This window comes from Methylorubrum populi, assembly GCA_036946625.1.
In the GTDB taxonomy this organism is placed as follows: Bacteria; Pseudomonadota; Alphaproteobacteria; order Rhizobiales; family Beijerinckiaceae; genus Methylobacterium; species Methylobacterium populi_C.
The window spans coordinates 1,025,133-1,049,652 of record JAQIIU010000003.1 but is presented as its reverse complement, the minus strand read 5'-3'; the positions used below and the strand labels follow the sequence as shown (position 1 = coordinate 1,049,652).

Annotated in this window: 24 protein-coding genes and 1 pseudogene; 16 read left to right on the top strand and 9 right to left on the bottom strand. The window is 70.2% G+C overall.

All coding sequences use genetic code 11. The features are described 5' to 3' along the window. The first annotated feature begins 10 nt into the window (after nt 1–10). Together phoU and phoB are read left to right on the top strand one after the other, a co-directional pair. The gene (phoU, locus tag PGN25_16320; protein ID MEH3119103.1) at nt 11–724 is read left to right on the top strand and encodes a phosphate signaling complex protein PhoU; all 714 of its coding nucleotides are present in this window, start codon (nt 11–13) and stop codon (nt 722–724) included. 98 nt (nt 725–822) lie between these two features. Further along, on the top strand, nt 823–1,527 hold the full coding sequence (phoB, locus tag PGN25_16315) for a phosphate regulon transcriptional regulator PhoB (GenBank protein ID MEH3119102.1): 705 nt from the start codon (nt 823–825) through the stop codon (nt 1,525–1,527). A gap of 212 nt (nt 1,528–1,739) precedes the next feature. On the opposite strand, the gene PGN25_16310 is transcribed toward phoB, so the two are convergent. Then, nucleotides 1,740–2,285, bottom strand: coding sequence for a GcrA cell cycle regulator (locus PGN25_16310; protein ID MEH3119101.1), 546 nt, complete (start codon nt 2,283–2,285; stop codon nt 1,740–1,742). 512 nt (nt 2,286–2,797) lie between these two features. On the opposite strand from PGN25_16310, the gene PGN25_16305 reads away from it, so the two are divergent. Beyond that, entirely contained in the window at nt 2,798–3,679 is an 882-nt protein-coding gene (locus PGN25_16305; GenBank protein MEH3119100.1) for a cell envelope integrity EipB family protein, read from the top strand. Nucleotides 3,680–3,686: 7 nt separating this feature from the next. Here PGN25_16305 and PGN25_16300 read toward each other — a convergent pair whose 3' ends face one another. Then, the gene (locus PGN25_16300; GenBank protein MEH3119099.1) at nt 3,687–4,967 is read right to left on the bottom strand and encodes a DNA polymerase IV; all 1,281 of its coding nucleotides are present in this window, start codon (nt 4,965–4,967) and stop codon (nt 3,687–3,689) included. 115 nt (nt 4,968–5,082) lie between these two features. Between PGN25_16300 and PGN25_16295 the strand changes: the two genes are divergently transcribed. Beyond that, nucleotides 5,083–5,826, top strand: coding sequence for a cobalt-precorrin-6A reductase (locus tag PGN25_16295; GenBank protein MEH3119098.1), 744 nt, complete (start codon nt 5,083–5,085; stop codon nt 5,824–5,826). A 168-nt stretch (nt 5,827–5,994) separates the two neighbouring features. Continuing rightward, entirely contained in the window at nt 5,995–7,437 is a 1,443-nt protein-coding gene (locus PGN25_16290; GenBank protein MEH3119097.1) for a cobyric acid synthase, read from the top strand. A gap of 6 nt (nt 7,438–7,443) precedes the next feature. Here the strand turns inward: PGN25_16290 and cbiB are convergent, their stop codons facing one another. Beyond that, nucleotides 7,444–8,445, bottom strand: coding sequence for an adenosylcobinamide-phosphate synthase CbiB (cbiB, locus tag PGN25_16285; GenBank protein MEH3119096.1), 1,002 nt, complete (start codon nt 8,443–8,445; stop codon nt 7,444–7,446). A gap of 17 nt (nt 8,446–8,462) precedes the next feature. Between cbiB and cobD the strand changes: the two genes are divergently transcribed. Further along, nucleotides 8,463–9,455, top strand: a complete 993-nt coding sequence (gene cobD / locus PGN25_16280; GenBank protein ID MEH3119095.1) for a threonine-phosphate decarboxylase CobD — start codon at nt 8,463–8,465, stop codon at nt 9,453–9,455. On the opposite strand, the gene PGN25_16275 is transcribed toward cobD, so the two are convergent. Next, nucleotides 9,448–10,632, bottom strand: coding sequence for an MFS transporter (locus PGN25_16275; GenBank protein MEH3119094.1), 1,185 nt, complete (start codon nt 10,630–10,632; stop codon nt 9,448–9,450). The two genes, cobD and PGN25_16275, sit on opposite strands and share 8 nt — an antisense overlap. Nucleotides 10,633–10,959: 327 nt before the next feature. Here PGN25_16275 and PGN25_16270 point away from each other — a divergent pair, with 327 nt between their 5' ends. After that, on the top strand, nt 10,960–11,163 hold the full coding sequence (locus PGN25_16270; protein ID MEH3119093.1) for a hypothetical protein: 204 nt from the start codon (nt 10,960–10,962) through the stop codon (nt 11,161–11,163). A 341-nt stretch (nt 11,164–11,504) separates the two neighbouring features. On the opposite strand, the gene PGN25_16265 is transcribed toward PGN25_16270, so the two are convergent. From PGN25_16265 to PGN25_16255, 3 genes are read right to left on the bottom strand one after another with little or no spacing between them, the layout of a single operon-like run. Next, complete coding sequence (locus PGN25_16265; protein MEH3119092.1) at nt 11,505–12,152, bottom strand: pilus assembly protein; 648 nt, start codon at nt 12,150–12,152, stop codon at nt 11,505–11,507. 1 nt (nt 12,153) lies between these two features. After that, complete coding sequence (locus PGN25_16260; GenBank protein ID MEH3119091.1) at nt 12,154–12,756, bottom strand: pilus assembly protein; 603 nt, start codon at nt 12,754–12,756, stop codon at nt 12,154–12,156. Beyond that, entirely contained in the window at nt 12,753–14,048 is a 1,296-nt protein-coding gene (locus tag PGN25_16255) for a pilus assembly protein TadG-related protein (GenBank protein ID MEH3119090.1), read from the bottom strand. Before PGN25_16255 ends, PGN25_16260 begins: the two co-directional genes overlap by 4 nt. Before the next feature lie 334 nt (nt 14,049–14,382). Here PGN25_16255 and PGN25_16250 point away from each other — a divergent pair, with 334 nt between their 5' ends. Both PGN25_16250 and PGN25_16245 read left to right on the top strand, forming a co-directional pair. Continuing rightward, nucleotides 14,383–15,792, top strand: a complete 1,410-nt coding sequence (locus PGN25_16250) for a malonyl-CoA decarboxylase (GenBank protein ID MEH3119089.1) — start codon at nt 14,383–14,385, stop codon at nt 15,790–15,792. A 137-nt stretch (nt 15,793–15,929) separates the two neighbouring features. Continuing rightward, nucleotides 15,930–16,286 carry a CsbD family protein gene (locus tag PGN25_16245; GenBank protein MEH3119088.1) on the top strand — a complete coding sequence of 119 codons (357 nt, stop codon included), beginning with the start codon at nt 15,930–15,932 and terminating at the stop codon, nt 16,284–16,286. Nucleotides 16,287–16,334: 48 nt separating this feature from the next. Here PGN25_16245 and PGN25_16240 read toward each other — a convergent pair whose 3' ends face one another. Beyond that, complete coding sequence (locus PGN25_16240) at nt 16,335–17,120, bottom strand: 3-hydroxybutyrate dehydrogenase (GenBank protein ID MEH3119087.1); 786 nt, start codon at nt 17,118–17,120, stop codon at nt 16,335–16,337. Between the two features lie 230 nt (nt 17,121–17,350). Here PGN25_16240 and PGN25_16235 point away from each other — a divergent pair, with 230 nt between their 5' ends. The 7 genes and pseudogenes from PGN25_16235 (at nt 17,351) to PGN25_16205 (ending at nt 22,876) form a co-directional block, all read left to right on the top strand. Continuing rightward, the gene (locus tag PGN25_16235) at nt 17,351–18,304 is read left to right on the top strand and encodes an acetyl-CoA carboxylase carboxyltransferase subunit alpha (protein MEH3119086.1); all 954 of its coding nucleotides are present in this window, start codon (nt 17,351–17,353) and stop codon (nt 18,302–18,304) included. Then, on the top strand, nt 18,301–19,026 hold the full coding sequence (locus PGN25_16230) for a DUF1796 family putative cysteine peptidase (GenBank protein ID MEH3119085.1): 726 nt from the start codon (nt 18,301–18,303) through the stop codon (nt 19,024–19,026). The genes PGN25_16235 and PGN25_16230 overlap by 4 nt, the downstream gene beginning before the upstream one ends. Before the next feature lie 147 nt (nt 19,027–19,173). Then, nucleotides 19,174–20,568: a murein L,D-transpeptidase gene (locus tag PGN25_16225; protein ID MEH3119084.1), complete on the top strand. Its 1,395-nt coding sequence runs from the start codon at nt 19,174–19,176 to the stop codon at nt 20,566–20,568. Nucleotides 20,569–20,691: 123 nt separating this feature from the next. After that, a pseudogene (locus PGN25_16220) lies at nt 20,692–21,158 on the top strand (polyphosphate kinase 2). 404 nt (nt 21,159–21,562) lie between these two features. Continuing rightward, nucleotides 21,563–21,970, top strand: coding sequence for a 50S ribosomal protein L19 (gene rplS / locus PGN25_16215; protein ID MEH3119083.1), 408 nt, complete (start codon nt 21,563–21,565; stop codon nt 21,968–21,970). Nucleotides 21,971–22,112: 142 nt separating this feature from the next. Continuing rightward, nucleotides 22,113–22,487, top strand: coding sequence for a nucleotidyltransferase domain-containing protein (locus PGN25_16210; GenBank protein ID MEH3119082.1), 375 nt, complete (start codon nt 22,113–22,115; stop codon nt 22,485–22,487). Beyond that, complete coding sequence (locus PGN25_16205) at nt 22,484–22,876, top strand: HEPN domain-containing protein (protein ID MEH3119081.1); 393 nt, start codon at nt 22,484–22,486, stop codon at nt 22,874–22,876. Before PGN25_16210 ends, PGN25_16205 begins: the two co-directional genes overlap by 4 nt. A 55-nt stretch (nt 22,877–22,931) precedes the next feature. On the opposite strand, the gene PGN25_16200 is transcribed toward PGN25_16205, so the two are convergent. Then, on the bottom strand, nt 22,932–24,128 hold the full coding sequence (locus PGN25_16200) for a lytic murein transglycosylase (GenBank protein MEH3119080.1): 1,197 nt from the start codon (nt 24,126–24,128) through the stop codon (nt 22,932–22,934). Between the last annotated feature and the right edge of the window lie 392 nt (nt 24,129–24,520).

Genomic DNA, 24,520 nt, shown 5'->3' with positions numbered 1-24,520 from the left:
CATTCGCGACATGGCCGAGCATATCGTCTCCTCCTACGACACCGACCTCGAGAACCTGCGCCGCACCATCGCCGAGATGGGCGGCGTGGCCGAGAAGATGATGACGGACGCCACCGAGGCGCTGGTGCGCCGCGACGCGACCCTGGCCCAGGCGGTGATCGTCGCCGACAAGCGCCTCGACACGCTCCAGCGCGAGATCGAGGAGCGCTCGGTCCTGCTCATCGCCCGGCGCCAGCCGCTCGCCATCGACCTGCGCGAGACGATCTCCGGCATCCGCGTCTCGGGCGACCTCGAACGGATCGGCGATCTCGCCAAGAACATCGCCAAGCGCGTCGTGGCGATCAGCGATCAGGCCCAGCCGCAGAAGATCGTGCTCGGCGTCCAGCACATGAGCGACCTCGTCCAGGAGCAGCTCAAGGACGTGCTCGACGCCTATGCGAGCCGCGACGTCGCCGCCGCCCGCGAGGTGTGGGAGCGCGACAGCGCCATCGACGCGCTCTACAACTCGCTGTTCCGGGAACTCCTGACCTACATGATGGAGGATCCGCGCAACATCTCGTTCTGTACGCACCTGCTGTTCTGCGCCAAGAACGTCGAGCGCATCGGCGACCACACCACCAACGTCGCCGAGACCATCGAGTATCTCGTCACCGGCGAGAACCCGGCCGGCGAGCGGCCCAAGAACGACGCTTCGAACTACGCCACGGTGACGCCGGGCGCCTGACGCCGGCGGCATCGGCCGGCGATGGGACGGGTTGAGGAGGCGCCTCCGGCCGCCGCCCTTACGGGACCGGCCGGGCGCGACGGATGGGAACACGGGTGATGACGAGTGCGCGCATCCTGATCGTCGAGGACGAGGAATCGCTCACGACGCTGCTGCGCTACAACCTCGAAGCGGAGGGCTTCGCGGTCGACGTGGCGGTGCGCGGCGACGAGGCGGACCTGCGCCTGCGCGAGACCACGCCCGACCTCGTCCTGCTCGACTGGATGGTGCCGGGCCTCTCGGGCATCGAGCTGTGCCGGCGCATCCGCGCCCGCCGCGAGACGGAGCGCCTGCCCGTCATCATGCTGACCGCCCGGGGCGAGGAGGCCGACCGGGTCCGCGGCCTCTCGACGGGGGCCGACGACTACGTGGTCAAGCCGTTCTCGGTGCCGGAGCTGCTCGCCCGGGTCCGCGCCCTGTTGCGCCGGACCAAGCCGGCCCACGTCGCCGACATGCTGGTGGCCGGCGACATCGAACTCGACCGGGTCAGCCACCGCATCCGCCGCCAGGGCCGCGAGATCCATCTCGGGCCGACCGAGTTCAAGCTGCTCGAACACCTGATGCAGAGCCCCGGCCGGGTGTTCTCGCGCGAGCAGCTCCTCGACGGCGTGTGGGGCCACGACGTCTACATCGACGAGCGCACGGTCGACGTCCATGTCGGCCGCCTGCGCAAGGCGATCAACCGGCCGCGCCAGAGCGACCCGATCCGTACCGTGCGCGGCTCCGGCTACTCCTTCGACGAGACGTTTTCGGGCGCGGAGTGAGAGCGGGCCCTTTGGCCCGGTCCCAGGGTTATCGGCTGGCGTCGCGCCCTGGATTGCTTCGGCTCCGCCTCGCAATGACGCGAGAGCAGGTTCACACCGTCATCGCGAGCCGTCAGGCGAAGCGATCCAGCCTCGCGACGGTCATCAAGGAGGCGCCCGGCTCACCCGCCGCGCGGGCGTTTCGACAAGCGCCGCGCGGCATTTCCAAAAGACTAGCGGAACCCGGCCACCCGGCGATCCCGCTTGCGCTCGGCCGCCGGCTGGTAGGCGACCTGGGCGTGCTGGGTGCAGTAGGGCAGGCCGGTGATGGCGCGGGCGCCGCAGAAGCGGAATTCCGGCGAGGTCGGATCGCCCATCGGCCAGCGGCACATGGAATCGCGCAGGTCCATGATGGTGACCCGCTCGGAGACCGCGAGCGCCACCGGCTCCGGCGCCGCCGGCTTCGGCGGCAGCGGGAAGTCCGGCGCGGGCCGGTGTGCGACGATCGCGGGCGGCTCCGGCAGGGTCGGCTCCTCGACCGCCAGCGTCTCGATCGCGACCGCCTCGATCCCGTCGTCCTTGCGGCGCCCCGGGCTGGCCGCCGCTCCGATCGGCTTGACCCGTCCGGCGAGGCCGAGGCGGTGGACCTTGCCGATCACCGCATTGCGCGAGACGCCGCCGATCTGGAGGGCGATCTGGCTGGCGCTCAAGCCGTCATCCCACAGGCGACGAAGCAGCTCGACGCGCTCGTCCGTCCAGCTCGGGACCGCTTCCGTCATTGCCCCCTCCACGTCGCAACGTCCTTGAATTCATGCCATCGGGCTGCGCGGAAGGCACGGCCGGTCGACCGCTGCTCCGCACGGCGAAATACCCATCGCCGGGGCGCGCGCGGCGGCCCAGCACATGTCGGTTAACAGACGCCAAACCCATCGCTGGCGACGGGTGGAGACTACAGGACAGCTCGACCGCGGAGCAAGGGTCGGCACGTCTCGCGGGCCGGTTTCCACCGGCATTCGGCCGGGTGACGACCATGCGGCGGCGGCGCCGGAGGGCCAAGCCGCGGAATGGGCCGCGCGCCGTCAACACGTTGCGTAAAATTGCACTTTCCCAAATCCAGGAGTGCGGGCGTCGCCTCGATCCCGTGGACGGGTGCGCCGGACAGGCCTTGCCGGCAAACCTTGGCCGTTCTCCCGAGGCAACCGAAAAAGATTGTTCCCCCGGCCCGGACGACTATGTGACGGACGGCGTCCGCCGGTCCCCCGCCTGTGGACGACGGATCATGGGAGATCGCATGCGACTGCGCCTCGCGCCGGCCCTGCTCGTCCTGGCCGCGATGTCCGGAAGCGCCCTGGCCGCCGGGCCGGCCGCCCCCGTGCCCGATGGGACGGCGATCCGGCTCGCCAACCACCGCGCGGTCTACGACCTGTCTTTGGCCCGCTCCGAGGGCACGCGGGCGGTCGAGGGCGTGCGTGGGCGGATCGTCATCGACTTCTCGGGCGATGCCTGCCGCGGCTTCACGATGCAGACCCGGCAGGTGACGCTGCTCGACTCCGCCGAATCCGGCGACCGGACGTCGGACCTGCGCAGCACCACCTTCGAGAACGGCGACGGCAAGAGCTTCCGCTTCCGCACCACGACGATCCTCAACAACGCCCCCTCCCCGGCCGTGGACGGCACGGCCGAGGCGGCCGCCGACACGCTCAAGGTGAAGCTGAAGGAGCCCAAGCGCGACCAGTTCCAGGCCCAGGGCGCGGTGCTGTTCCCGATCCACCACATGATCCGCCTGATCGAGGCGGCCAAGGCCGGCGAGACCACGGTTTCCGCCAAGGTGTTCGACGGTTCCGACGATGGCCGCAAGGTCTACGACACGCTGGCCGTGATCGGCCGCCCGAGCGCCGCCCCGGCGGCCGACACCGAACGCGACAAGCCGCTGCGCGAGGGCGATCGCGCCGCGATGCGGCGCTGGCCGGTGACGCTGAGCTACTTCACCGCCGGCGAGGGCGAGCGCACGCCGATCTACACCCTCACGTTCGACCTCTACGAGGACGGCGTCAGCGGGCGGCTGCACCTCGATTACGGTGATTTCGCCATCGACGGCACCATGAGCCGGCTCGATCTCGCCAAGGCCGATGCCAAGGCCGATGCGAAGGCCGAGGGTGCGTGCAGGAAGTAGCGTCGGTTCAGGTTCGGCGCCGCGGCTCCGGTTCGCCGGTGAAGACGAGGCCGCGCTGGATCGCGCCGCTGCCGAACTTGTCCCGCAGGCGATCGAGGGCGGCCTCGCGCCGGACGACGCGCTCGATGCCCTGATCGGCGAGATCGCCGCGGTCGGCGTGGATCGCGCCGCAGAGATCGCCGCCGCCGATGCCGATCAGGCGGAAGGCGGTGCCGTCGCAGGCCGCGCGCAGCATCGGCTCGCCCTCGCGGAACAGCCGGTCGGCGAGCTGCGTCGGTTTCAGGCCGCCGCGGGTGCGGGTGCGCAGGCGGAACCGGGCGTCCTTGAGTTTCAGCGTGACGCTGCCGGCGGCGAGCTCCGCCCGCTTCAGGCGGCTCGAGACCTTCTCGCAGAGGCGCCACAGGATCGGGCGCAGGTCCTCGAAGCGGCTCAGGTCGGTCGAGAAGGTCGTCTCGGCCGAGACGCTCTTGGTCTCCCGCGTCGGGCGCACCGGCCGCGGGTCCCGGCCCTCGGCGAGCGCCAGCAGGCGCAGGGCGTCCCGGCCGAGCGAGGCCTGGAGGCGGACGGGATCGACCCGCGTGATGTCGCCGACGCGGTGGATGTCGAGCCCGGCGAGCCGGTTGCGGGCGCTCTCGCCGATCCCGGGCAGGATGCCGACCGGCCTGTCGGCGAGGAAGGCGGCGGCCTCCTCGCCCGCGATGACGGAGAAGCCGCGCGGCTTGTCGAGGTCGGAGGCGATCTTGGCCAGGAACTTGTTGGCGGAGAGCCCGACCGAGACGGTGATGCCGATCCCGGCCTCGACCTGCGCGGCGAAGCGGGCGAGCGTCAGGGCCGGGCTCGTGCCGTGCAGCCGCTCGGTGCCGGAGAGATCGAGGAAGGCCTCGTCGATGGAGACGGGCTCGACCAGCGGCGTCAGCGCCAGCATCATCGCCCGCACCTCGCGCCCGACGCGGGCGTACTTCTCCATGTCCGGCCGCAGCACGGTGGCGTCGGGGCAGCGCTTGAGCGCCTCGAACATCGGCATGGCCGAGCGCACGCCCGAGATCCGGGCGAGGTAGCAGGCCGTCGAGACCACGCCGCGCCTGCCCCCGCCGACGATCAGCGGCCGGTCGCGCAGGGACGGGTCGTCGCGCTTCTCGATCGCCGCGTAGAAGGCGTCGCAATCGACATGGGCGATGCTCAGGGTGTCGCGGGCCGGATGGGCGAGAAGCCGCGGCGAGCCGCATCCGCGGCAGCGCAAGGCGCCCTCGGCTTGCATCGTCAGGCAATCGCGGCAGAAGGGTCTCACGTCGAAAACCTTGCCCGCCTCGGCGCCGGGCTCTCGCGGGCGGGAATGGTTGTAGGCAGGAATGGTTGTAGGGATGTCCGGAAGCGCCGGCCAGGGGCCTCGCCCGCGCCATCCCATGCGGATTCTCGTGCTCGGCGGCACCGGCGAGGCCGGCGCGCTCGCCGCACAGCTCGCCGGCGATCCCGAGGTCGCGCTGACGCTCTCGCTCGCCGGCCGCACCGCCGCGCCGCGGCCCGGGCCGGTGCCGACCCGCATCGGCGGCTTCGGCGGCGCCGCGGGGCTGGCCGAGTGGATCGGCGCGAACGGCATCGCGGCGGTGATCGACGCGACCCATCCCTTCGCCGCGCGCATCTCGGCCAACGCGGCGCGTGCCTGCGAGGCCCGTGCCGTGCCTCTGCTCGCCGTGCGCCGACCGGCCTGGACGCGGCAGGCGGGCGACGCCTGGACCGAGGTCGAGACCGTCGCCGCGAGCGTCGAGGCCCTGGGTGCGGCGGCGAAAACGGTGTTCCTGACGATCGGGCGGCAGGAGGTCTCCGCCTTCGCCCGGGCGCCGCAGCACGCCTACGTCGTGCGCACCATCGAGCCGGTCGGCGACGCCCTGCCGGTGCCGGGCCTCGTCACGGTCAGCGCCCGCGGCCCCTTCACGCTGGCGGACGAGACCCGCTTCATGCGCGCGACCGGGATCGAGGTGCTGGTCACGAAGAATTCCGGCGGGGCGGCGACCTATCCCAAGATCGAGGCGGCGCGCCGGCTCGGCCTGCCGGTGGTGATCGTGCGCCCCCCTGCCCTGCCGGACGTGCCCTCCGTGCCCGATGCGGCGGGCGCGCGGGACTGGCTCGCCGGGTTGCGTGCCCGCTAAGAGTGCCTCACAAAACGCCCGGTCACTGGCCGTTCTCGTTCTGTTAACGACCGCGCAGCGGGCGTTTTGTGAGAGACACTAAAACCGGCTCGACGCCGGGCGGCGGCGGTGCCATGGCAGGGGCATGTCCGCGCACGAAGCAGAGCCGAGCCGGTGACCCGCGCCCTGATGATCCAGGGGACGGGGTCCGATGTCGGCAAGTCGCTGCTGGTGGCCGGCCTCGCCCGCGCCTTCGTTCGGCGCGGCCTGTCGGTGCGCCCGTTCAAGCCGCAGAACATGTCGAACAACGCCGCCGTCACCGCGGACGGCGGCGAGATCGGGCGCGCCCAGGCGCTCCAGGCCCGTGCGGCGCGGGTGGCGCCTTCCGTCCACATGAACCCGGTTCTGCTCAAGCCCCAGAGCGATGTCGGGGCGCAGGTGGTGGTGCAGGGGCGGATGATCGGAACCGCCGGGGCGCGCGAATACCAGTCGTGGAAGCCGCGCCTGATGGCCTCGGTGCGCGACAGCTTCGAGCGGCTGAAGCGCGAGGCCGACATCGTGCTGGTGGAGGGCGCGGGCTCGCCGGCGGAAGTGAACCTGCGCCGCGGCGACATCGCCAATATGGGCTTTGCCCGAGCCACGGAGACGCCCGTGGTGCTCGTCGGCGACATCGACCGGGGCGGCGTGATCGCCAGCCTCGTCGGCACGCAGGCGGTGCTGGAGCCCGACGACGCGGCGATGATCCGCGGCTTCATCGTCAACCGGTTCCGCGGCGACCCGACGCTGTTTGCCGACGGCATGGCGCTGATCGCGGAGCGCACCGGCTGGACCCCGCTCGGCCTCGTGCCGTTCTTTCCCGAGGCCGGCCGCCTGCCGCCGGAGGACGCGGTGGCGCTGGATGCGCCCGCTCGGACGACCGGCGGCGGCCGGCCGCTGATCGCCGTGCCGCGGCTGCCGCATATCGCCAATTTCGACGATCTCGATCCCCTGCGGCAGGAACCCGGCGTCGCGGTGCGGTTCGTAGCCCCCGACGAGCCGATCCCGGCGGAGGCCGACCTGATCGTCCTGCCGGGCTCCAAGACCACGATCGACGATTTGTCCTTCCTCCGCGCGCAGGGCTGGGACATCGACATCCGGGCGCATCTGCGCCGGGGCCGGCGCGTGCTGGGACTGTGCGGCGGCTACCAGATGCTCGGGCGCTCCATCGCCGACCCCGACGGCATCGAGGGCGCGCCGCGCGCGCTGCCGGGTCTGGGTCTGCTCGACATCGAGACGGTGATGACCGGCGACAAGCGCCTCGTCGCGGTGACCGGCACGACGCTGGCCGACGGCGAGCCCTTCACCGGCTACGAGATGCATGTCGGCGACACGTCCGGGCCGGACACCACCCGCCCGCTCCTGCGGTTTTCCGACGGCCGGCCCGACGGCGCGGTCTCGGACGACGGGCTCGTGGCCGGCACCTACGTCCACGGCCTGTTCGCGGACGATCGCCAGCGCGCCGCTTGGCTCGCGCGGCTCGGCGCCGCGGCGAGCGGCGAACGCTACGAGGCCGGCATCGAGGCGACCCTCGACCGCTTCGCCGACCACCTCGAAACCCATCTCGACTGCGATCGCCTGCTGGCCCTGCGCTGAGGGGATCTACCGGGTGAGGGAGAGCCAGATCCCGGCGCCGGCGGCGACCAGGGTGAACTGAAGCGCGCAGGCCGTGCGGTAGAGCTTCAGCGCGCGAAAGACGTCGTCGGCGCTCGCCTCGGCCCGGCCGTCGCCCATCCAGGCGTCCTCGACGCGGGTGTCGCCGTAGATGCGCGGGCCGGCCAGCCGCAGGCCGAGCGCCCCCGCCATCGCCGCTTCCGGCCAGCCGGCATTGGGCGAGCGGTGGCGCCCGGCATCGCGGCGGATCGCCCGCCACGCCCCCGCGGGCGAGGCGTCCCGGCTCAGCGCCGCCGCCGCGATCAGCAGCAGGGCCGTCAGCCGCGAGGCCGGCAGATTCACGAGGTCGTCCAGGCGCGCGGCGGCCCAGCCGAACGCCTCGTAGCGGGGCGTTCGGTGGCCGATCATGCTGTCGGCGGTGTTGACCGCCTTGTAGAGCGCGCCGCCCGCGAGCCCGCCGGCACCGATCCAGAAGGCCGGCGCGACGATGCCATCGGAAAAGTTCTCCGCCAAGCTCTCGATGGCGGCCCGGCAGACGGCGGCCTCGTCGAGGGTTTCGGGATTGCGCCCGACGATCATCGAGACTGCTCTCCGGCCCTCGGACAAGCCCTCCGTCCGCAGGGCGGCGGCGACGCGCCGGACGTGGACGAACAGACTGCGCTGCGCCGGCAGGCTCGCGGCGAGGATCGCGAGAAGCACGAGGCCGAGCCCGTCGCCGGCGAGCCCGGCGAGCGCGGTCAGGGCGAGCGCGGCGGCGACCACCACGGCCAGCAGCAGGGCGAGCGCCAGCACGCCGCCGAGCCGGCGCGCGGCGGCTTCGCCCCGGTTGAGCCGGCGCTCCAGTGCGGCGATCAGACGGCCGATCCAGGTGACAGGATGGCCGAGCGCCCTGTAGAGGCGGTCCGGATAGCCCGACACGGCCTCGATCAGCAGGGCGAGCGCCAGGATGCCGAGGGTGTCCGGCGGATGGGTCGGGGTGGGCCAGGGCATCGTCGGTGCGGGTCGGGATGGAAGGGCGCGGCGTGTTGTCGGACGGTTCGGGGGACGCGATCCCGCATGGCGGCGATCTCGACGCGGCCCGCCGGCTGTTTCCGGGCGCGCCCGAGCCGTGGATCGACCTCTCGACCGGCATCAATCCGGTGCCCTACCCGCTGCCGCCGCTGGAGGCCAGCGCCCTTCGGCGTCTGCCCTCCCCCGCCGATCTCGCCCGGCTCAAGTCGGCGGCGGCGGCGGCCTACGGTGCGCCGGGGCCGGACCACGTCGCCGCCGCGCCGGGCACGCAGATCCTGATCGGGATGCTGCCCCGGCTCGTTCCGACCGCCCGCGTCGCGGTGGTCGGGCCGACCTACGCCGAGCACGCCGCCGCCTGGATCCGCTCGGGGCACGCGGTGCGGGTGGTGGATGACCCGGCCGCGGCCGAAGGCGCCGAGGTCGTGGTGGCGGTGAGCCCCAACAACCCGGACGGGCGCGTGTTCTCGCCCGAGGCGCTTCGGCCCGCGGCCGGCGGCCTCGCGGTGCTCGATCAGGCCTTCGCCGATTTCGAGGCCGTCGATCCGGCCGTGCCCCGGCCCGGCCTCGTGGTGCTGCGCTCCTTCGGCAAGACCTACGGGCTCGCCGGCCTCAGGCTCGGCTTCGCCCTGGCCGAGCCGGCCCTGGTGCGGCGCATCGAGGCCGCTCTCGGACCCTGGGCGGTGTCGGGCCCGGCGATCGCCGCCGGCTGCGCGGCTCTGGCCGATGCCGATTGGCGCCGCGAGGCCGCCGCCGCGCGCGCGCGGGACGCGGCGCGCCTCGACCGGATGATCGCGCGGGCCGGCGGGCGCATCCTCGGCGGCACGGCCCTGTTTCGCACCGCGACCTTCGCGGACGCGCCCGCCCTGTTCCGGCGCCTCGGCGAGGCCGGGATCTCCGTGCGGCGCTTCCCCGAGGCTCCCGAGCGCCTGCGCTTCGGCCTGCCGCCGGACAAGGCGGCGTGGTGCCGCCTCTCGCGGGTGCTCAAGTGAGCCTGTCTCGCCCGCCGAGCCAGGACACGACGAGCGCGCCGAGGGCGCAGACGCCGCCGACGGCGCAGACGCCGGGCCAGCCCGCGAGGAGGAAGGCGCGCGATCCGAGGAAGGCGCCCGCCGCGCCGCCGATGAAGACGGCGGTGAACAGCACGGTGTTGATGCGCCCGCGCGCGCCCGGCATCAGGGCGTAGGCGCGGGTCTGGTTGGCGATCAGCGCGCCGTTGATGCCGATGTCGAGGAGCAGCACGCCCGCGCCGATGGCGAGAAGCGAGACCTCCCCGGCCAGTGCCAGCACGGCGAAGGCCGCCGCGACCAGGAGGCAGCCGAGGATCACCACGGGCCGCGCCCCGCGCCGGTCGCTGTAGCGGCCGGAATGCGGGGCGATCAACGCGCCCGCCACGCCGATGACGCCGAACAGGCCCGCGCCCGCCGCGGTGAGATCGAAGGGCGGAGCCTCGACGAGGAGGGCCAGCGTCGCCCAGAAGGCGTTGAAGCTCGCGAACAGCAGCGCCTGGGACAGGCCGGCGTTGCGCAGCACCGGCTGGCTGCGCACGAGGTACAGCAGCGAGGCCATCAGCGCGCGGTAGCGCAGGCGCTGCTTCGGCACGATGCGCGGCAGGGTGCGCAGGGCCACCAGGGCCATGGCCAGGGCGAGGCCGGCCGCGGCGAAGAACACGGCGCGCCAGCCGAAACGGGCGCCGACGAGGCCGCTCGCGGTGCGGGCGAGCAGGATGCCGGAGAGCAGCCCGGTCATCACGCCGCCGACGATCCGCCCACGGCTCGCGTCGGGGGCGAGTTCGGCGGCGAAGGGCACGGCCTGTTGCGCGGCGCAGGCGAGGATGCCGATGGCGAGGCTCGCGAGCGTGAGCGTCGCGAGGTTCGGGCTGAGCGCGGCGGCGACGAGGGTGAGCGCGAGGCCGAGCAACTGCCACGCGATCAGATCGCGCCGCGGCAGGGCATCGCCCAGGGGCACCAGGAACAGGATGCCGAGGCCGTAGCCGACGAGGCTCGCGGTCGGCACGGCGAGCGCCGCCCGCTCGCCGAACTCGGCGACGAGGACCGCGAGCAGCGGCTGGTTGTAGTAGATGTTGGCGACCGCCCCGCCCGCGATCAGGGTGAGCCCGAGGCGCGTCGTCGGAGCGATCCCGCGAGGCCCGGCCGCATCGGGACTCATCGCTGCGCGGCCCGCTTCGGGGAAGACTGGCGCGAGGAGAGGCGGTCGGGCGGTGCGGGCGGCATGGACCGCCCCTTACGGCAGGCCGCGCCCCCAAGGCCAGCCCCGTCGGCGGGAGCAGGGTCGGAACCGTCGCGCGGCAGAGTGTCCGTCCCCGTTCAGGTGCCCGGCGGTAGCATGCCTGCCGAAGCAACCTATATGAAGGATTGCTCCGGAAAAGGCGTAGCTTTTGCAGCGGCTTGACCGGGCGGGCGGTTGCAGGTGCGCCTTGTATGGCGCACATCTCCGCGGGAAGACGCGCAGCCGCTTCAGGATAAGGAGTTGTGTATGCCGAACTACCGCGTCCACTTCGCGAAGCAGATTCTCGGGATGCCCTTTACGGTCGGTTGCGTCGAGATCGCCCGTGCCCGCGACCCGGAGCGTGCCCTGAAAGCGGCCGAACTCCGTTTCGCCCGCGCGCACGGCGTGACGGATTGGCGCGAACGGGCCGACACGGCTGCCCTCGCGGACGATCAGGACCAGGAGATCTGACCGACGCGCCCTTCCTCTTCGCTTTCGCAACGGCTCGCTCCCTTCGAGCGGGATGCAGCCCTCCACGGGTGTGCGTCCCCAGGGCCATCGCTCGAAGCCGCCTGAGCGGCTTCGCGGGGCGAAGAGCGCCGCGCGGAGCGGGCTTCTCAGGACCATGGTCCTGAGAAGCATCGAGCGGAGCGAAAGCCTGAGCCCGCGGAAGCCGGCGCCGGCGACTGAGGCTGGCCAAGGAAATCCTGGCCAACAAAACCAGGGCCATCGCTTCAGGCGATGGCCCTGGATGCGTCCCGCTCTCGAGGGCGCGCCATCCTCCGCTCGATGCGGCGACGGTCGTTTCGCCCCTACATCGTCTTGCGGCACTCCTGACCGTCCGGCAGCACGATCTCCGGATCGTCGCCCGACGCGTAGCTCTGACCGCCCCGGACGGGCCACGCGATGGCGTCGGTCCAGGTGAGGTTGAGGTCGAACCCGGTCATGAACCGGCCCAGCACCGTCGCGAACAGCGGCTGATAGGGCATCGACACCTCGGCCAGCACGAAGCGCGCCCCCTTGCGCTGAAAGTTCGTCGGGAGATTCAGCGTGCTGGAGAGGCCCGTCTTCGGCTTGGTCGCTGTCGACCAGTTCGAGCAGATGTAGGGAACCTGTTTGCTGCCGCTCGACGTGACGCCCACCGCCGAGATCGTCATGGTCGCGCGCGAGGCTGGAAACGGGGCGAGAACGGGTTCGGCCGCCGCCGCGATGCTGCTCATCTCCGCGGCCGAGATCGGGTTCTGCTTGCCGCCCTGCGACACGAGGTCGGCGAGTGTCCGGGTCAGCGCGCTGACCTTGTTGCGGTTGTCGATCGCGTTCGAATATTCGGCCACCGCGTAGATCAGGATGACCAGGATCGGCACCAGAATCGCGAACTCGATCACGGCGCTCCCGGAATCCTGGCGGGCGAAGCGTCGGATCGGCCCTTGCAGCCGGGTTCGGACATCCAGGCGGCTCATATCAGCAGGTTCCCGCGCTGCCGCCCTGATAGGGCTCGACGCGGAACACGGCGGCCGATTGCAGCAGCGCCGCGTTGCCGGAGAAGCCGGGAAAGCCGAGGTTGAACATCGGCACGAACAGCGGAAGCTTCACCGCCGCCCGGACGACGGCGATGCTCTGCGGACTGGGGCAGACATAGGTGGTGCCGAAACCCTTCGTCCAATCGCCCGTGCTGCCGTCCACGGCGGAACCGCTCGACGAACTCGGATTGAACGTGCCGGAAACCTGCACGTCGACCTTGAGGTTGTCGCAGGTGTAGAAGATGGCCAGAGCGGCCGAGGTCCCGCACATCTGTGCGCGGAAGGCGCTGAGAATCTTGGCCTGATCCGTCGATCCCGCATTCGCCTTCTGGAAATTTCCCGTCAGAAGCGAGCGCTTGGCGACCTGCATCGCGTTGTCCAGGTTCTGGCGCGCGAGGAAGACGATCGCGTACTGGAGCAGCACCATCACGAGGATGACCAGCAGGGTGCCGAAGAAGGCGAACTCGACGGCGTAGACGCCGCCCTCGTCCCGCGAGAAGCGGCGCAGGTGCGCCGAGAGCCCGTCGGCCGGCCGACGGCTCATCGGGACAGCCTCACCGTCGTGAAGCTGCTGAAGATGTTCTTGAAGGCGTCGCCGACCGAGGCGGATGTCGAAGCATCGACGAACAGCCCGGCGGAGGTCGCGCATTGCTTCAACTGGGGGACGATGTCGTCGAAGCGCGTGCCCTTGTTGCCGATCTGGCTCGGCATCCCGAGCGTGGCGAGATAGCCCCAATCCGGCGAGAGGTTGATGTAGGGCGCGTAGAGCACGCCGACCGACACGCTCCGATCGACCTTCCGGCAGTCGGCCGGATCGAAGGGGCGCACCTGTGGGCGCATCCATTCGTACCCGCTGAGGCTCCAGAGCCGGTTCGGATCCTGCACGCCGTCCGTGGCGATGATGACCAGCTTCTTGGCGGTCGTGGTCCCATCGCCGCTCGTCCCGACGATCGAGGCGAAGGTCGGCATGATGTCGGAGAAGTGGGTGCCCCCTTCCGTCGTGTTCGATGCGCTCGGTGCGCTGGGGAGATTGTTTGCGGCGCTGTCGAGGGTTTCGGTCAGTTTCACGATCGGCGCGATGCCGTTGCTGAATGAATAAACGGCAATGCGCAGGCGCCGGTTGGCGGATGATTGAGATTTCAGCCACGTCACGAACGCGGTGATGCCGACGTTGATTTCATTGATGCGGAGATTGACGCCGTTCTTTTGTGCCCAATCGAAGGAATCGCTGTAGGTCGTTTTTCTCCATCCGGTGCCTTCCGAGAAGGACGCGCCGTCATGGCATGCGAAGGCGCAACCGAATTTGTCCTGGAGCTTCTTGATGTCTGCCGTCGTCGCCCCGATCGCCATCGATCCGGACACGTCGATGAGCAGGTAGATGTCGACCATCGGCGACAGGCTGAGTTCGGAGGCGGCATTGCCGGTCAGGGAGAAACTCTTGATCCCCAGGACGCCGAGCAGGGTCGTCGATACGGCGGCGGTGTAGTTTCCCGTCACGCTCACCGTGCGGTTCGCCACCGTGACCGTCACCGTCGGCACCGTGCCCGCGGGCAGGTTCTGAACCGAGTTGAAATAGTCCGTGCCGGCCTTCTCCGCGAGCGACTTGACGTCCGCACTCGACTTGTTGGCGGTGTCCGCATCCTGCGCCGCCTTCGCGGCGACGATCACCGCCGCATCGAGCGCGCTGTTCAGTCGCGTGCGCTCCGATATGGCGCGGCCGAAATCGGCCACGCCGCCGACGAGGCCGGCAAGCGGAACCAGCGCGATCGCCAGGATGACGGGGAGTGACCCGTATTCGTCCTTGCGAAGGCGCCGGAATTTCTCGATGCGCAGCATGATGGAAACGGACATTGTCTGCAATTGTGCTGTGATCGTGTATTGTTCGGGAATTTAAAAATGTTTAACTTGTTGTTTGAGACTCGCGCCTATCCCGTGAATCGCGAACTGGCCCTGCGTGACGATCCCGGCCGCGGAGAATCGTCACGCAGGAGCGGATGGGCCGCGAATCGTCTCCGGGCCGTGTCGCCGGACTTCCTGTGCATCGGGCGGGAATCGACGGGCGGGGCATCGGCGCGTCTGGCGCGCAGGCGCGGCAGGCCCTAGGTTCCGGCCACGGTCGCCGGGTCGCCTCGGGGCGCTCGGACCGCCAGCTTGCAGAGGCGTTTCGGTCATGGCGGCGATCTCGTTCCTCGGCGATCTGATCCAGACCATCGGCGACCGCGGCCGCGATCTCATCGGGCTTCCCCGGGGCGATCTCGCGCGCAGCGCGAGCGCGGGCGATCTCGCGCGGCTGTGCGAGGATCTGATCTCCCGGCGCGGCGAGGCCTCCGGCGTGGCCCTGGCCCGGCTGATCCTCGACCGCTACGCCGCGTTCCCCCTGGAGGAGCGGCTCGCCTTCCTCGAACTCGTCGCGACCGAGTTCGGTGCCGACCATGCGGCGGTCGACGACGCCATCGCCGCCTATCGCGCCGAGCCGACGCGGGCCAATCTCGGGCTGCTGCACGAGGCGGCCGAGCCGCGTTCGCAGGAACTGATCCGCCGCCTCAACCTCGCCCGCGGCGGCACGCTGGCCCTGGTGCGGATGCGCGAGGATCTGTTCGTGCTGCGCAGGCGCCTGAAGGAACGGGGCGCCGATCCGCGCACCATCGACGCGGCGGTGAGCCTCGACAGAGATTTCGAGCACCTGTTCGCCTCGTGGTTCAACCGGGGTTTCCTGGTGCTGCGCCACATCGACTGGTCGACCCCGGCCCACATCCTCGAAAAGATCATCCGCTACGAGGCGGTCCACGAGATCGCCGACTGGGACGAACTGCGCCGCCGCATCGAACCGACGGACCGGCGCTGCTTCGCCTTCTTCCATCCGGCGCTGCTCGACGAGCCGCTGATCTTCGTCGAGGTGGCGCTGACCTCCGCCGTCGCCCCGGCGATCCAGCCGATCCTCGCCGACGGGCGCGAGCCGGTGCCCGCCCTCGGCGCCACCACCGCGATCTTCTACTCGATCTCGAACTGCCAGAAGGGCCTGGCCGGCGTCACCTTCGGCAACTTCCTGATCAAGCAGGTGGTCGAGGATCTCGCCCGCGAGATTCCCTCGCTGAAGACCTTCGTCACCCTCTCGCCGGTGCCCGGCTTCCGCACCTGGCTCGACCGCGAGCGCGGCGCCGACGCGCCGCAGGGGCTGACGCGCGAGGACGTGGAGACCCTGCGCCTGCTCGATACCGACGGTTGGCGCGGCGACAAGGCGACGTGCGAGGCGGTGCGGCGCGCCATGCTGCCGGCGGCGGCCGCCTATTTCCTGCGCGCCAAGAACGAGAAGGGCCGCCCCCTCGATCCGGTCGCCCGCTTCCATCTCGGCAACGGCGCCCGGCTGGAGCGCATGAACTTCCTCGGCGACACCTCGAAGAAGGGCCTGCGCCAGTCCTACGGGCTGATGGTGAACTATCTCTACGACCTCGCGGCCATCGAGAAGAACCACGAGACCTACGTCAATCTCGGCACCGTCGCGACCTCCTCCGCCGTCAGCCGCGAACTGCGCTCCAACCTGCCACCGCCGCGGGCCGTGGTTCTGGCCGAGGCAGGGTAGGCCCGCTCCGTCTTCCCGGCACCGACCCCGCTTTTTCGCCGCGCTGCGGGACCGATTCTCTCCTCGGACGTTCTTCTGTCCGACGCCCGCCGACGGCCCTCGGGGTGGCGGGCATGGAGAAGGACAGGAGTTCCGCCATGGTTGACACGGATCGCATCGTCGGCACCGCCAAGGATCTCGGCGGCCGGGCGCAGGGCGCGGTGGGCGATGCGCTCGGCTCGAACCGGGATTCGCTGGAAGGCCGCTACCGGGAGGCAGAGGGCCGGGCGCAGCGCCTCTACGGGCAGGCGAAGGACACGGTGCGCGACATCGCCGACGATGTCGGCGACTATGCGGGCGACGCCTACGACCGCGTCAGCCGCCACGGCGGCACCTATCTGCGCGACGGGCGCGAGCGGGTCGAGACGCAGGTCGGCGAGAACCCCTTCCTCGCCCTGCTGATCGCCGGAGCGGTCGGCTACGGCCTCGCCCTGCTGCTGCATTCGCGCCGCTGAGCGTCGAAACCGGAGCGCGGCCGTTCCCGCGCTCCGCTGCCGGCGGCGCTACTGCGCCGTCCAGCCGCCGTCCATGGCGAGGTTGGTGCCGGTGATCTGGCTGGCGCTGTCCGAACACAGGAACACGGCGAGCGCCGCCACCTGATCGACGGTGACGAACTCCTTGGTCGGCTGCGCCTTCAGCAGCACGTCCTCGATCACCTGCTCCTTGGTGAGCCCGCGCGCCTTCATCGTGTCGGGGATCTGGCTCTCGACCAGCGGCGTCCAGACGTAGCCGGGCGAGATGCAGTTCACGGTGATGCCGTGGGTGGCGAGTTCGAGGGCCGCGGTCTTCGTCAGTCCGACGACGCCGTGCTTGGCCGCCACGTAGGCCGACTTGTAGGGCGACGCGACCATCGAGTGCGCCGAGGCGGTGTTGATGACCCGGCCCCAGCCCTTCGCCTTCATGTGCGGCACCGCGGCCCGCAGGGTGTGGAAGGCCGAGGAGAGATTGAGCGCGATGATCTGGTCCCACTTCTCGACCGGGAACGCCTCGATCGGCGAGACGTACTGGACGCCGGCATTGTTCACGAGGATGTCGATGCTGCCGAACGACTCGACCGACAGCGCGATCAGGCCGCCGATCGCGTCGGGCTCGGTCAGGTCTGCGGGCGAGTAGACGGCCCTGACCCCGAACTCGCTCTCGATGCCGGTGCGTGTCCGCTCGATCTCGTCGGGCTTGCCGAAGCCGTTGAGGACGACATCGGCCCCCGCGCCCGCAAAGCCGCGGGCGATGGCGAGGCCGATGCCGCTCGTCGAGCCGGTGACGACGGCGGCTTTCCCTTTGAGGCTCATGGACTCCCTCCGATTGCGGGCCGCGCGGACCCTCTCCGCGCAGGACGTGCCGCAGGACTTGCCCCAACGGCCGCGCGAAGTCGATCTTGCTGCGCCGCACGCCCTGACGCAAAGCGGCGGTTGACACCCATGCCCGCATCCCCGAACACCTCGCGCCGGCCCAAAGGCGCCGACCCTGGGGGCTCCGGGCGGGTGCCGAACAGAAGTTGGACCGACGATCGATGGCGGTGATGCGCTCCTATCTCGACTTCGAGAAGCCCGTGGCGGAACTCGAAGCGAAACTCGAGGAACTCAAGGCCCTGGGCCAGCGCGACGGCGCCGTCTCGATCAGCGAGGAGGTCGGGCGGCTGGAGGCCAAGGCGGCTCAGGCTCTGGCCGAGATCTACGCCGCCCTGACCCCGTGGCAGAAGACGCAGGTCGCCCGCCACCCGCAGCGGCCGCACTTCGTCGATTACTGCGCCGGGCTGATCGAGGAGTTCACGCCGCTGGCCGGCGACCGCAGCTTCGGCGAGGACGAGGCGATCCTCGGCGGCTTCGGGCGCTTCCGCGGCCGCCCGGTCTGCGTGCTCGGCCAGGAGAAGGGCGCGACCACCGAGGCGCGGCTGCGGCACAACTTCGGGATGGCGCGGCCGGAGGGGTACCGCAAGGCGGTGCGCCTGATGGAGACCGCCGACCGCTTCGGCCTGCCCGTCATCGCCTTCGTCGACACCGCCGGCGCCTTCCCCGGCATCGAGGCGGAGGAGCGCGGCCAGGCCGAGGCCATCGCCCGCTCGACCGAGGCCTGTCTGTCCCTCGGCGTGCCGAACGTCGCCGTCGTCATCGGCGAGGGCGGCTCGGGCGGCGCCATCGCGATCGCCACCGCCAATACGGTGCTGATGCTGGAGCACGCCATCTACAGCGTGATCTCGCCGGAGGGCGCGGCCTCGATCCTGTGGCGCGACCAGGGCCGGGCGCACGATGCCGCCACCGCCATGAAGATCACGGCGCAGGATCTGCTGCGGCTCGGCATCATCGACGGCATCGTGCCGGAAGCCACCGGCGGCGCCCACCGCGACCGCAAGGCCGCCCTCGACGCCACCGGCGAGGCCGTCGCCCGCACGCTCGCCGCGTTCGAGGGGTTGAGCCGCGAGGAGGTGCGCGACCGGCGCGCCCAGAAATTCCTCGAGATCGGCCGCAAGCTGTGAGCCGTCCCTTCGGCACGGGCCTGCTGCACGGTCTGCGCCGGCTCGGCCGGCGCGACACCCGCGAGCCCGGTGCCGTCAACCACATCTCGCTGGGCAGCCACTGCCACACGGCGCAGATCCTCAAGAGCCTCGGCCTGCGTACGTGGTCGGCACCCTTCGACTGGATCTTCTCCTCGCCGGGCATGGTCCGCGACTGCCTCGCCGACGATTTTTCCGAGCTTCTCGACCGACGCCACTATCAAAGCACGCCGCTGCACGAACGGCAGGCTCCGGACGAGACCCGCTGCCGCCACCGCCTCTACCGCGACCGGCACGCGATCCCCTTCGTGTTCAATCACCACGACCCGGCCGGCAGCGACGAGGATTACCGGTTCCTGCAGGCCGGTGTCCGGCGCCTGCGCGCGGCCCTGGACCGGTCCGGCGCCCGCAACCGCTTCTACCTGATGACCGCCCTGCCGACCGATCCGGACGTGATGCGGAGCATCCGCGACCTGCTCGCCGCCCGGGCGGAGGCACGGGGGGCGGCCAACCACCTCACGATCCTTCACCTGCATCGAGCCGGGCGGCAGGCGGTCGACGTCCTGGCGCAGGAGCGGCATCTCGACTGGCTCCGGGTCGAGACCCGCTCCGCCTCGGCCGGCCTGCGCTTTTCCGATCCGGCCGATGACGCCTTCGTGAAGGACGTGGTGCGCGAGCGGGCGCGATTTCCCGCGGAACCGTGACCGATTCGCAACGGCCGTCGACAAAGTGGAGAACCGCATTGCGGTAAGCTCCGGGTAAGCTTAGCGAGGCTATTGGGTTCGGGGAGTGACGCCCGCAAGGTGGCCGGAGGTGCCCCGCGGGCGAGGACACGTAAGGACGGGTTCCCCATGGCTGTGCGTCCGTTCGCGGCTGCTGCTCTCGTGACCCTGGCGACGACTCTCGGTGCCTGCCAGGACAGCGCCATGCTCGGCGGCGTCTCGAGCCGCAGCCTGACCCCGATCCCGCCCCAGACGGTCGCGCTGATGCAGACCAGGGGGATGCAGCAATCCGATCCGATCCTGATCCGCGCCTACAAGAAGGAAGCGGAGATGGAGGTGTGGAAGCGCGGGGGCAACGGCCAGTACGCGCTCCTGAAGACCTTCCCGATCTGCCGCTGGTCGGGCCAGCTCGGCCCCAAGACGAAGCAGGGCGACCGGCAGGCGCCGGAGGGTTTCTACGCGATCACGCCGGGTCAGATGAACCCGAACTCCAGCTACTATCTGTCCTTCGACGTCGGCTACCCGAACGCGGTGGATCGCGCCAAGGGCGGCACCGGCAACTACATCATGGTGCACGGCACCTGCTCGTCGGCAGGCTGCTTCGCCATGACCGACGCCTCGATGTCGGAAATCTACGCGATCGCCCGCGAGGCCTTCAACGGCGGCCAGCGCGCCTTCCAGTTCCAGTCCTACCCGTTCCGGATGACGGCGGCCAACATCGCCAAGTTCCGCAACGATCCCAACGCGCCGTTCTGGAAGAACCTCAAGGAGGGCTCGGATTACTTCGAGGCCCTGAAGGAGGAGCCGCGGGTCGCGGCCTGCGGCACCAAGTACGTGTTCGGCGGAGCCGACGTGGCCGCGGGCAACTGCACGCCGCGGGCCGATCCGCTGGTCGCCGAGAGGCGCGAGCGCGACAACCACGAGATCGCCGAGCTGATCGCCAAGGGCACGCCCGCCACCCGCGTGGTCTACGAGGACGGCGGCCAGAATCCGGTCTTTCGCCCGCAGAAGCCGGAAGGCCCGACGTTCGCGAGCCTGATCGAGAACGACAGGGACAAGGACGACAAGGACAAGGAACTGGCCTACACCGCCAAGGATTACGGCCGGCACACTCTCGGCGAGATCAGTCGGCCGGAGAGCCTCGCGCTGGGGCCGAACGAGTTCGAGATCGACGCCAAGGGCAAGCCCGTCCTGGTCGCGGCGGCGTCGGCCGACGCCCCCGGTCCGACCAAGGCCGCGGCCGCCCGCAAGGAGCACGCCAAACCCGCCACGGTGGTGGCCGTGCAAGAGGCCGCAAAGGCCGATGCCGGCAAGGCCGACAGGCCGCACCGCATCGCCGTGGCGGATGCGGACGGTGACCCGAGCGTCTTCGGCAAGGTTCTGGGCAAGGAGCCGGTCAAGAAGCCGGGCAAGGACGAGAAGGGCGCCGGGGCTTCCAAACCGAAACCGGCGAAGGAGACGACGTCCTCCGCTGCCGTGAAGCCGCAGGCCGCCGTGACGACGACCGGTTCCGTGCGGAACTGAAGCGCTTCGAACGGGGCGCGTGCAAACGTGCAAAGATGCGGGGCCGCGGCAGAGCGCGGACCTGTCTGCGCGATGCCGGGTCATGCCAACCGGCGATGATCCCGACTCATCGCCGGTTGCCCGGCGGCGCTGCCTGCCCCGAACGAAGCGCACGCACGCAATGGTCCTTCCGGCGCTGCGTCGCCCACCTGCCGGCGGCGGGCGGGATCCTGCTGTTCGACCGCTCCTGCTGCAACCGCGCGGGCGTCGAGCGCGTCATGGGCTTCCGCACCGAGGCCGAGGTCGAGGAGTTCTTCCGCTCGGTGCCCGAGTTCGAGCGCATGCTGGTGCGCTCCGGCATCCGGCTGGTGAAGTCCTGGTTCCCGATCACCGACGCCGAGCAGGCCCTGCGCTTCCGGATGCGCATCGCCGATCCGCTCAGGCAGTGGAAGCTCTCGCCGATGGACGTCGAATCGCGCCGCCGCTGGGAGGACTACACCCGCGCCAAGGGGGACATGCTGGCCCGCACCCACATCCCCGAGGCGCCCTGGTGGGTGGTCGAGGCGGACAACGAGCGCCGCGCCTGGCTCATACGATATCCGGTTGATGAGTTCGGCCTGTCCTGCGTCCTTGCGAGGCGAAGCCGTGGCAAACCAGGGCGCGCCCTTTCCGGACCTGTCGCGCCCTGGATCGCTTCGCGGCCGCTCGCGATGACGGAGGGGGGGCCAAACCCGAAGCGATCAAGCGGAAACGGTATCAACGGCATCAGCCACCTGCTCGAACAGATCCCCTACGGTCCCGTCGAGCATCCGCCCGTCGTGCTGCCGGACCGCGTGCGTCGCGCCGACGACTCCGGGCGCCGATCCCGCAGGCGATGACCGTTCCGTCCCGCGACTGAGCGAGCCCATCGACAAAGCCGCGCGCATCCTGTACAGGCCCGGCCAACTCACAACAGGATGCCGAAATCCTGACGCCCGGTCCTTGCCGGACGGGCGCAACGGCCGGAGCGTTTCCAATGAACATCATCGAGCAGCTCGAGCGGGAAGAGATCGCCCGCCTCGCCAAGACCATTCCCGACTTCGAGCCGGGCGACACGGTCATCGTCAACGTCCGCGTCAAGGAAGGCGAGCGCACCCGCGTCCAGGCCTACGAGGGCGTCTGCATCGCCCGGAGCGGCGGCGGCCTCAACGAGAGCTTCACCGTCCGCAAGATCTCCTACGGCGAGGGCGTCGAGCGCGTCTTCCCCGTGCACTCGCCGATGATCGATTCGATCAAGGTGGCCCGCCGCGGCAAGGTCCGCCGCGCCAAGCTGTACTACCTGCGCGACCGTCGCGGTAAGTCGGCCCGTATCGTCGAGCGCACCGACCGCACCGAGAAGGCCGCCAAGGCCGAGAAGGCTGCCGCCGCCACCGCCGCGGAGTGATCTTTTCCGGAAGCGGCTCTGCGGGCCGCTTTCGCCGACGCGCCCGTCCCGAGATCCTCGGGGCGGGTTTTTTGTTTCAAGTTTTCATGCACATATATGACGGACCGGTATGCGGAGCCGGTGCGGAACGCATCACAGGCCGATGTCCGATCTGAAGCCGAATACGGAAGCTCGTCGATCGCCGTTTCCGGACGACGTGACGGAGCGCGGCGTGCGCGCTTTTCTCAAGCGGATCGGTGAAAATTATCCTGTTCGCGCGGTCTTCCTGTTCGGAAGTCGAGCCCGGGGAACGCATCAGGCTGACAGCGATGCCGATCTGGCCGTCGTGTTGGACGGTGACAACGCCGAGCGCAGCCATGTTTCGGGTGAGATGGCCGAGATTGCCTTCGACATCCTGATGGAGACCGGTCTGCTGGTTCAGGCCGTGCCGCTATGGGAGAGCGAGTGGCGGGATCCCGAGCGGTTTCCCAACCCCACTTTGATCGCGAGCATCCGGCGAGATGGTGTGCGCCTGTGACGAACGCGCTCGCCCTCGCCTTCATCGGCAAGGCCGAGCGAGCGTTGCAGGCGGCTCGCCTCCTTGGGGCCGGCGATACCGAAGGCGCTTGCAGCCGGGCCTATTACGCCATGTTCGACGCGGCGAGAGCCTCGTTGATGGTGACCGGTCATCTCCGTGAGGGGATGAACGTCAAGACGCATGCAGGGGTGATCGCCGCCTTCGGCCAAGCGCTGGTGCAGACCGGCCAAGTCGATGCCGCGTTCGGTCGCGCTTTCAACCGCCTTCAGGATGTTCGCATCCGTGCAGACTACATGGCCGGCGCACCTTCGGTCGAGGAAGCCGAGTGGGCTCTCACCCAGGCCGAAGCATTCGTGGTGACGATGCGAAGACGGTTCTTCTCAGAATGACGCTTGCTCTCTCCCGCATGCGAGATGGACGATCGGGCACGCGCCGCGTCGCTGGCTAACTCCGCCGCAGCGCCTCCAGCACCTTGCCTCCCGGCCGGCCCGTGGCCGGCATGCCGAGCTGGCGCTCGACGTCCTTGATCGCCTCGCGGGTCTTGGAGCCGACCTTGCCGTCCGGCTCGCCGACATCGTAGCCGCGGGCGATCAGGCGGCTCTGGAGGTCGCGGCGTTCGGCCCGCGAGAGCGGCGGGTCGTCGGTCGGCCAGTCGGCCTGGACGCCGGGGCGTCCGCGCAGGCGGTCCGAAAGCACGGCGATGGCCAGGCCGTAGGACTCGGCGGCGTTGTAGGAGTAGATCGCGTCGAAGTTCTTCGTCACGAGGAAGGCCGGGCCGTCGATGCCGGCCGGCGCCAGGATGCCGGCGGGCCCCGCCCCCGTCAGCGGCTTGCCGTCGACGCGGGTGACGCCGAGAGAAGCCCAGTGGCCGATCGGCTTCTTGTTCTTGCGGCCGGCGGCCGCGACGGTGAAGCCGCGCGGCAACCGCACCTCGTAGCCCCAGCCTTGCGCGTTCGACCACTTGGCGACGCGCAGGAAGTTGGCGGTGGAGGCGACCGCGTCGGCCACCGAATCGACCACGTCGCGCCGCCCGTCGCCGTCGCCGTCGACGGCGAGCCGCTGATAGGTGGTCGGCATGAACTGCGTCTGGCCGAAGGCGCCGGCCCAGGAGCCGGTCAGCCGCGAGGCCTCGATGTCGCCCCGCTCGATGATCTTCAGGGTGGCGATCAGCTCGGTGCGGAAGAAGTCGCGGCGGCGATGGCCGGAGCAGGCGAGCGTCGCCAGGGACTGCACCAGCGGCATCTTGCCGAGATTCTTGCCGAAATTCGATTCGACGCCCCAGACCGCGGCGATGGTGTAGCGGTCGACTCCGTAGCGCGCCTCCGCATTGGCGAGCGCCTGGGCGTGCTGGCGCATGGCGGCGCGTCCGTCCTCGACCCGCTCGTCGTCGACCAGCGCCGACATGTAGTCCCAGATCGGCGTCTTGAACTCGGGCTGCGCCTGGGACAGCTCGATCACCTTGTCGTCGTAGGCGATGTTCGCCGTGGCCGCCCGGAAGGTCTGCGCCGAGACGCCGGCCCCTGCGGCCTGCGCCTGGATGCCCGAGAGGCAGGACTGGAAATCCGCACGTGCCGGGCCGGCGAGGAGGCCGCTGGTCAGCGCAAGCCCGATCAGGCTGGCGCGGGTGGCTGGCGTCGGCATGGGTCGGCGCTCCGTGTGAGTTGAAGGGGATGTCTCGCGTGCGATTCAGGCGATACGAGGGTTAACGAAGGGTGAGGATCGTGCAGGAGCGCAGGGGAATCGCTTCAGGTTTCTTTCGCTTGGATGGGTGTCTGTCGGACGAGGGCTTCGAGGTAGTCGGGATTGAGATTAGCTGTTTGATCCCAGGGTTTGATGGTGCACTCTGCCCGTCATCGAGGCCTGGGATCGCGGACCCTCGTGGAGTGTAGCTCGGTGAGGGCACACACCAGCCGCTCGACACCAAGCGACGACATGCCTCTTAGCATTACAGTTGCGTTTTAAAGCATTTTTGCTTGCTGTTCATTGTGCTGGGCTTACGCCGTTGACGTCCCCTGTCGGCTGACGCACGGCGT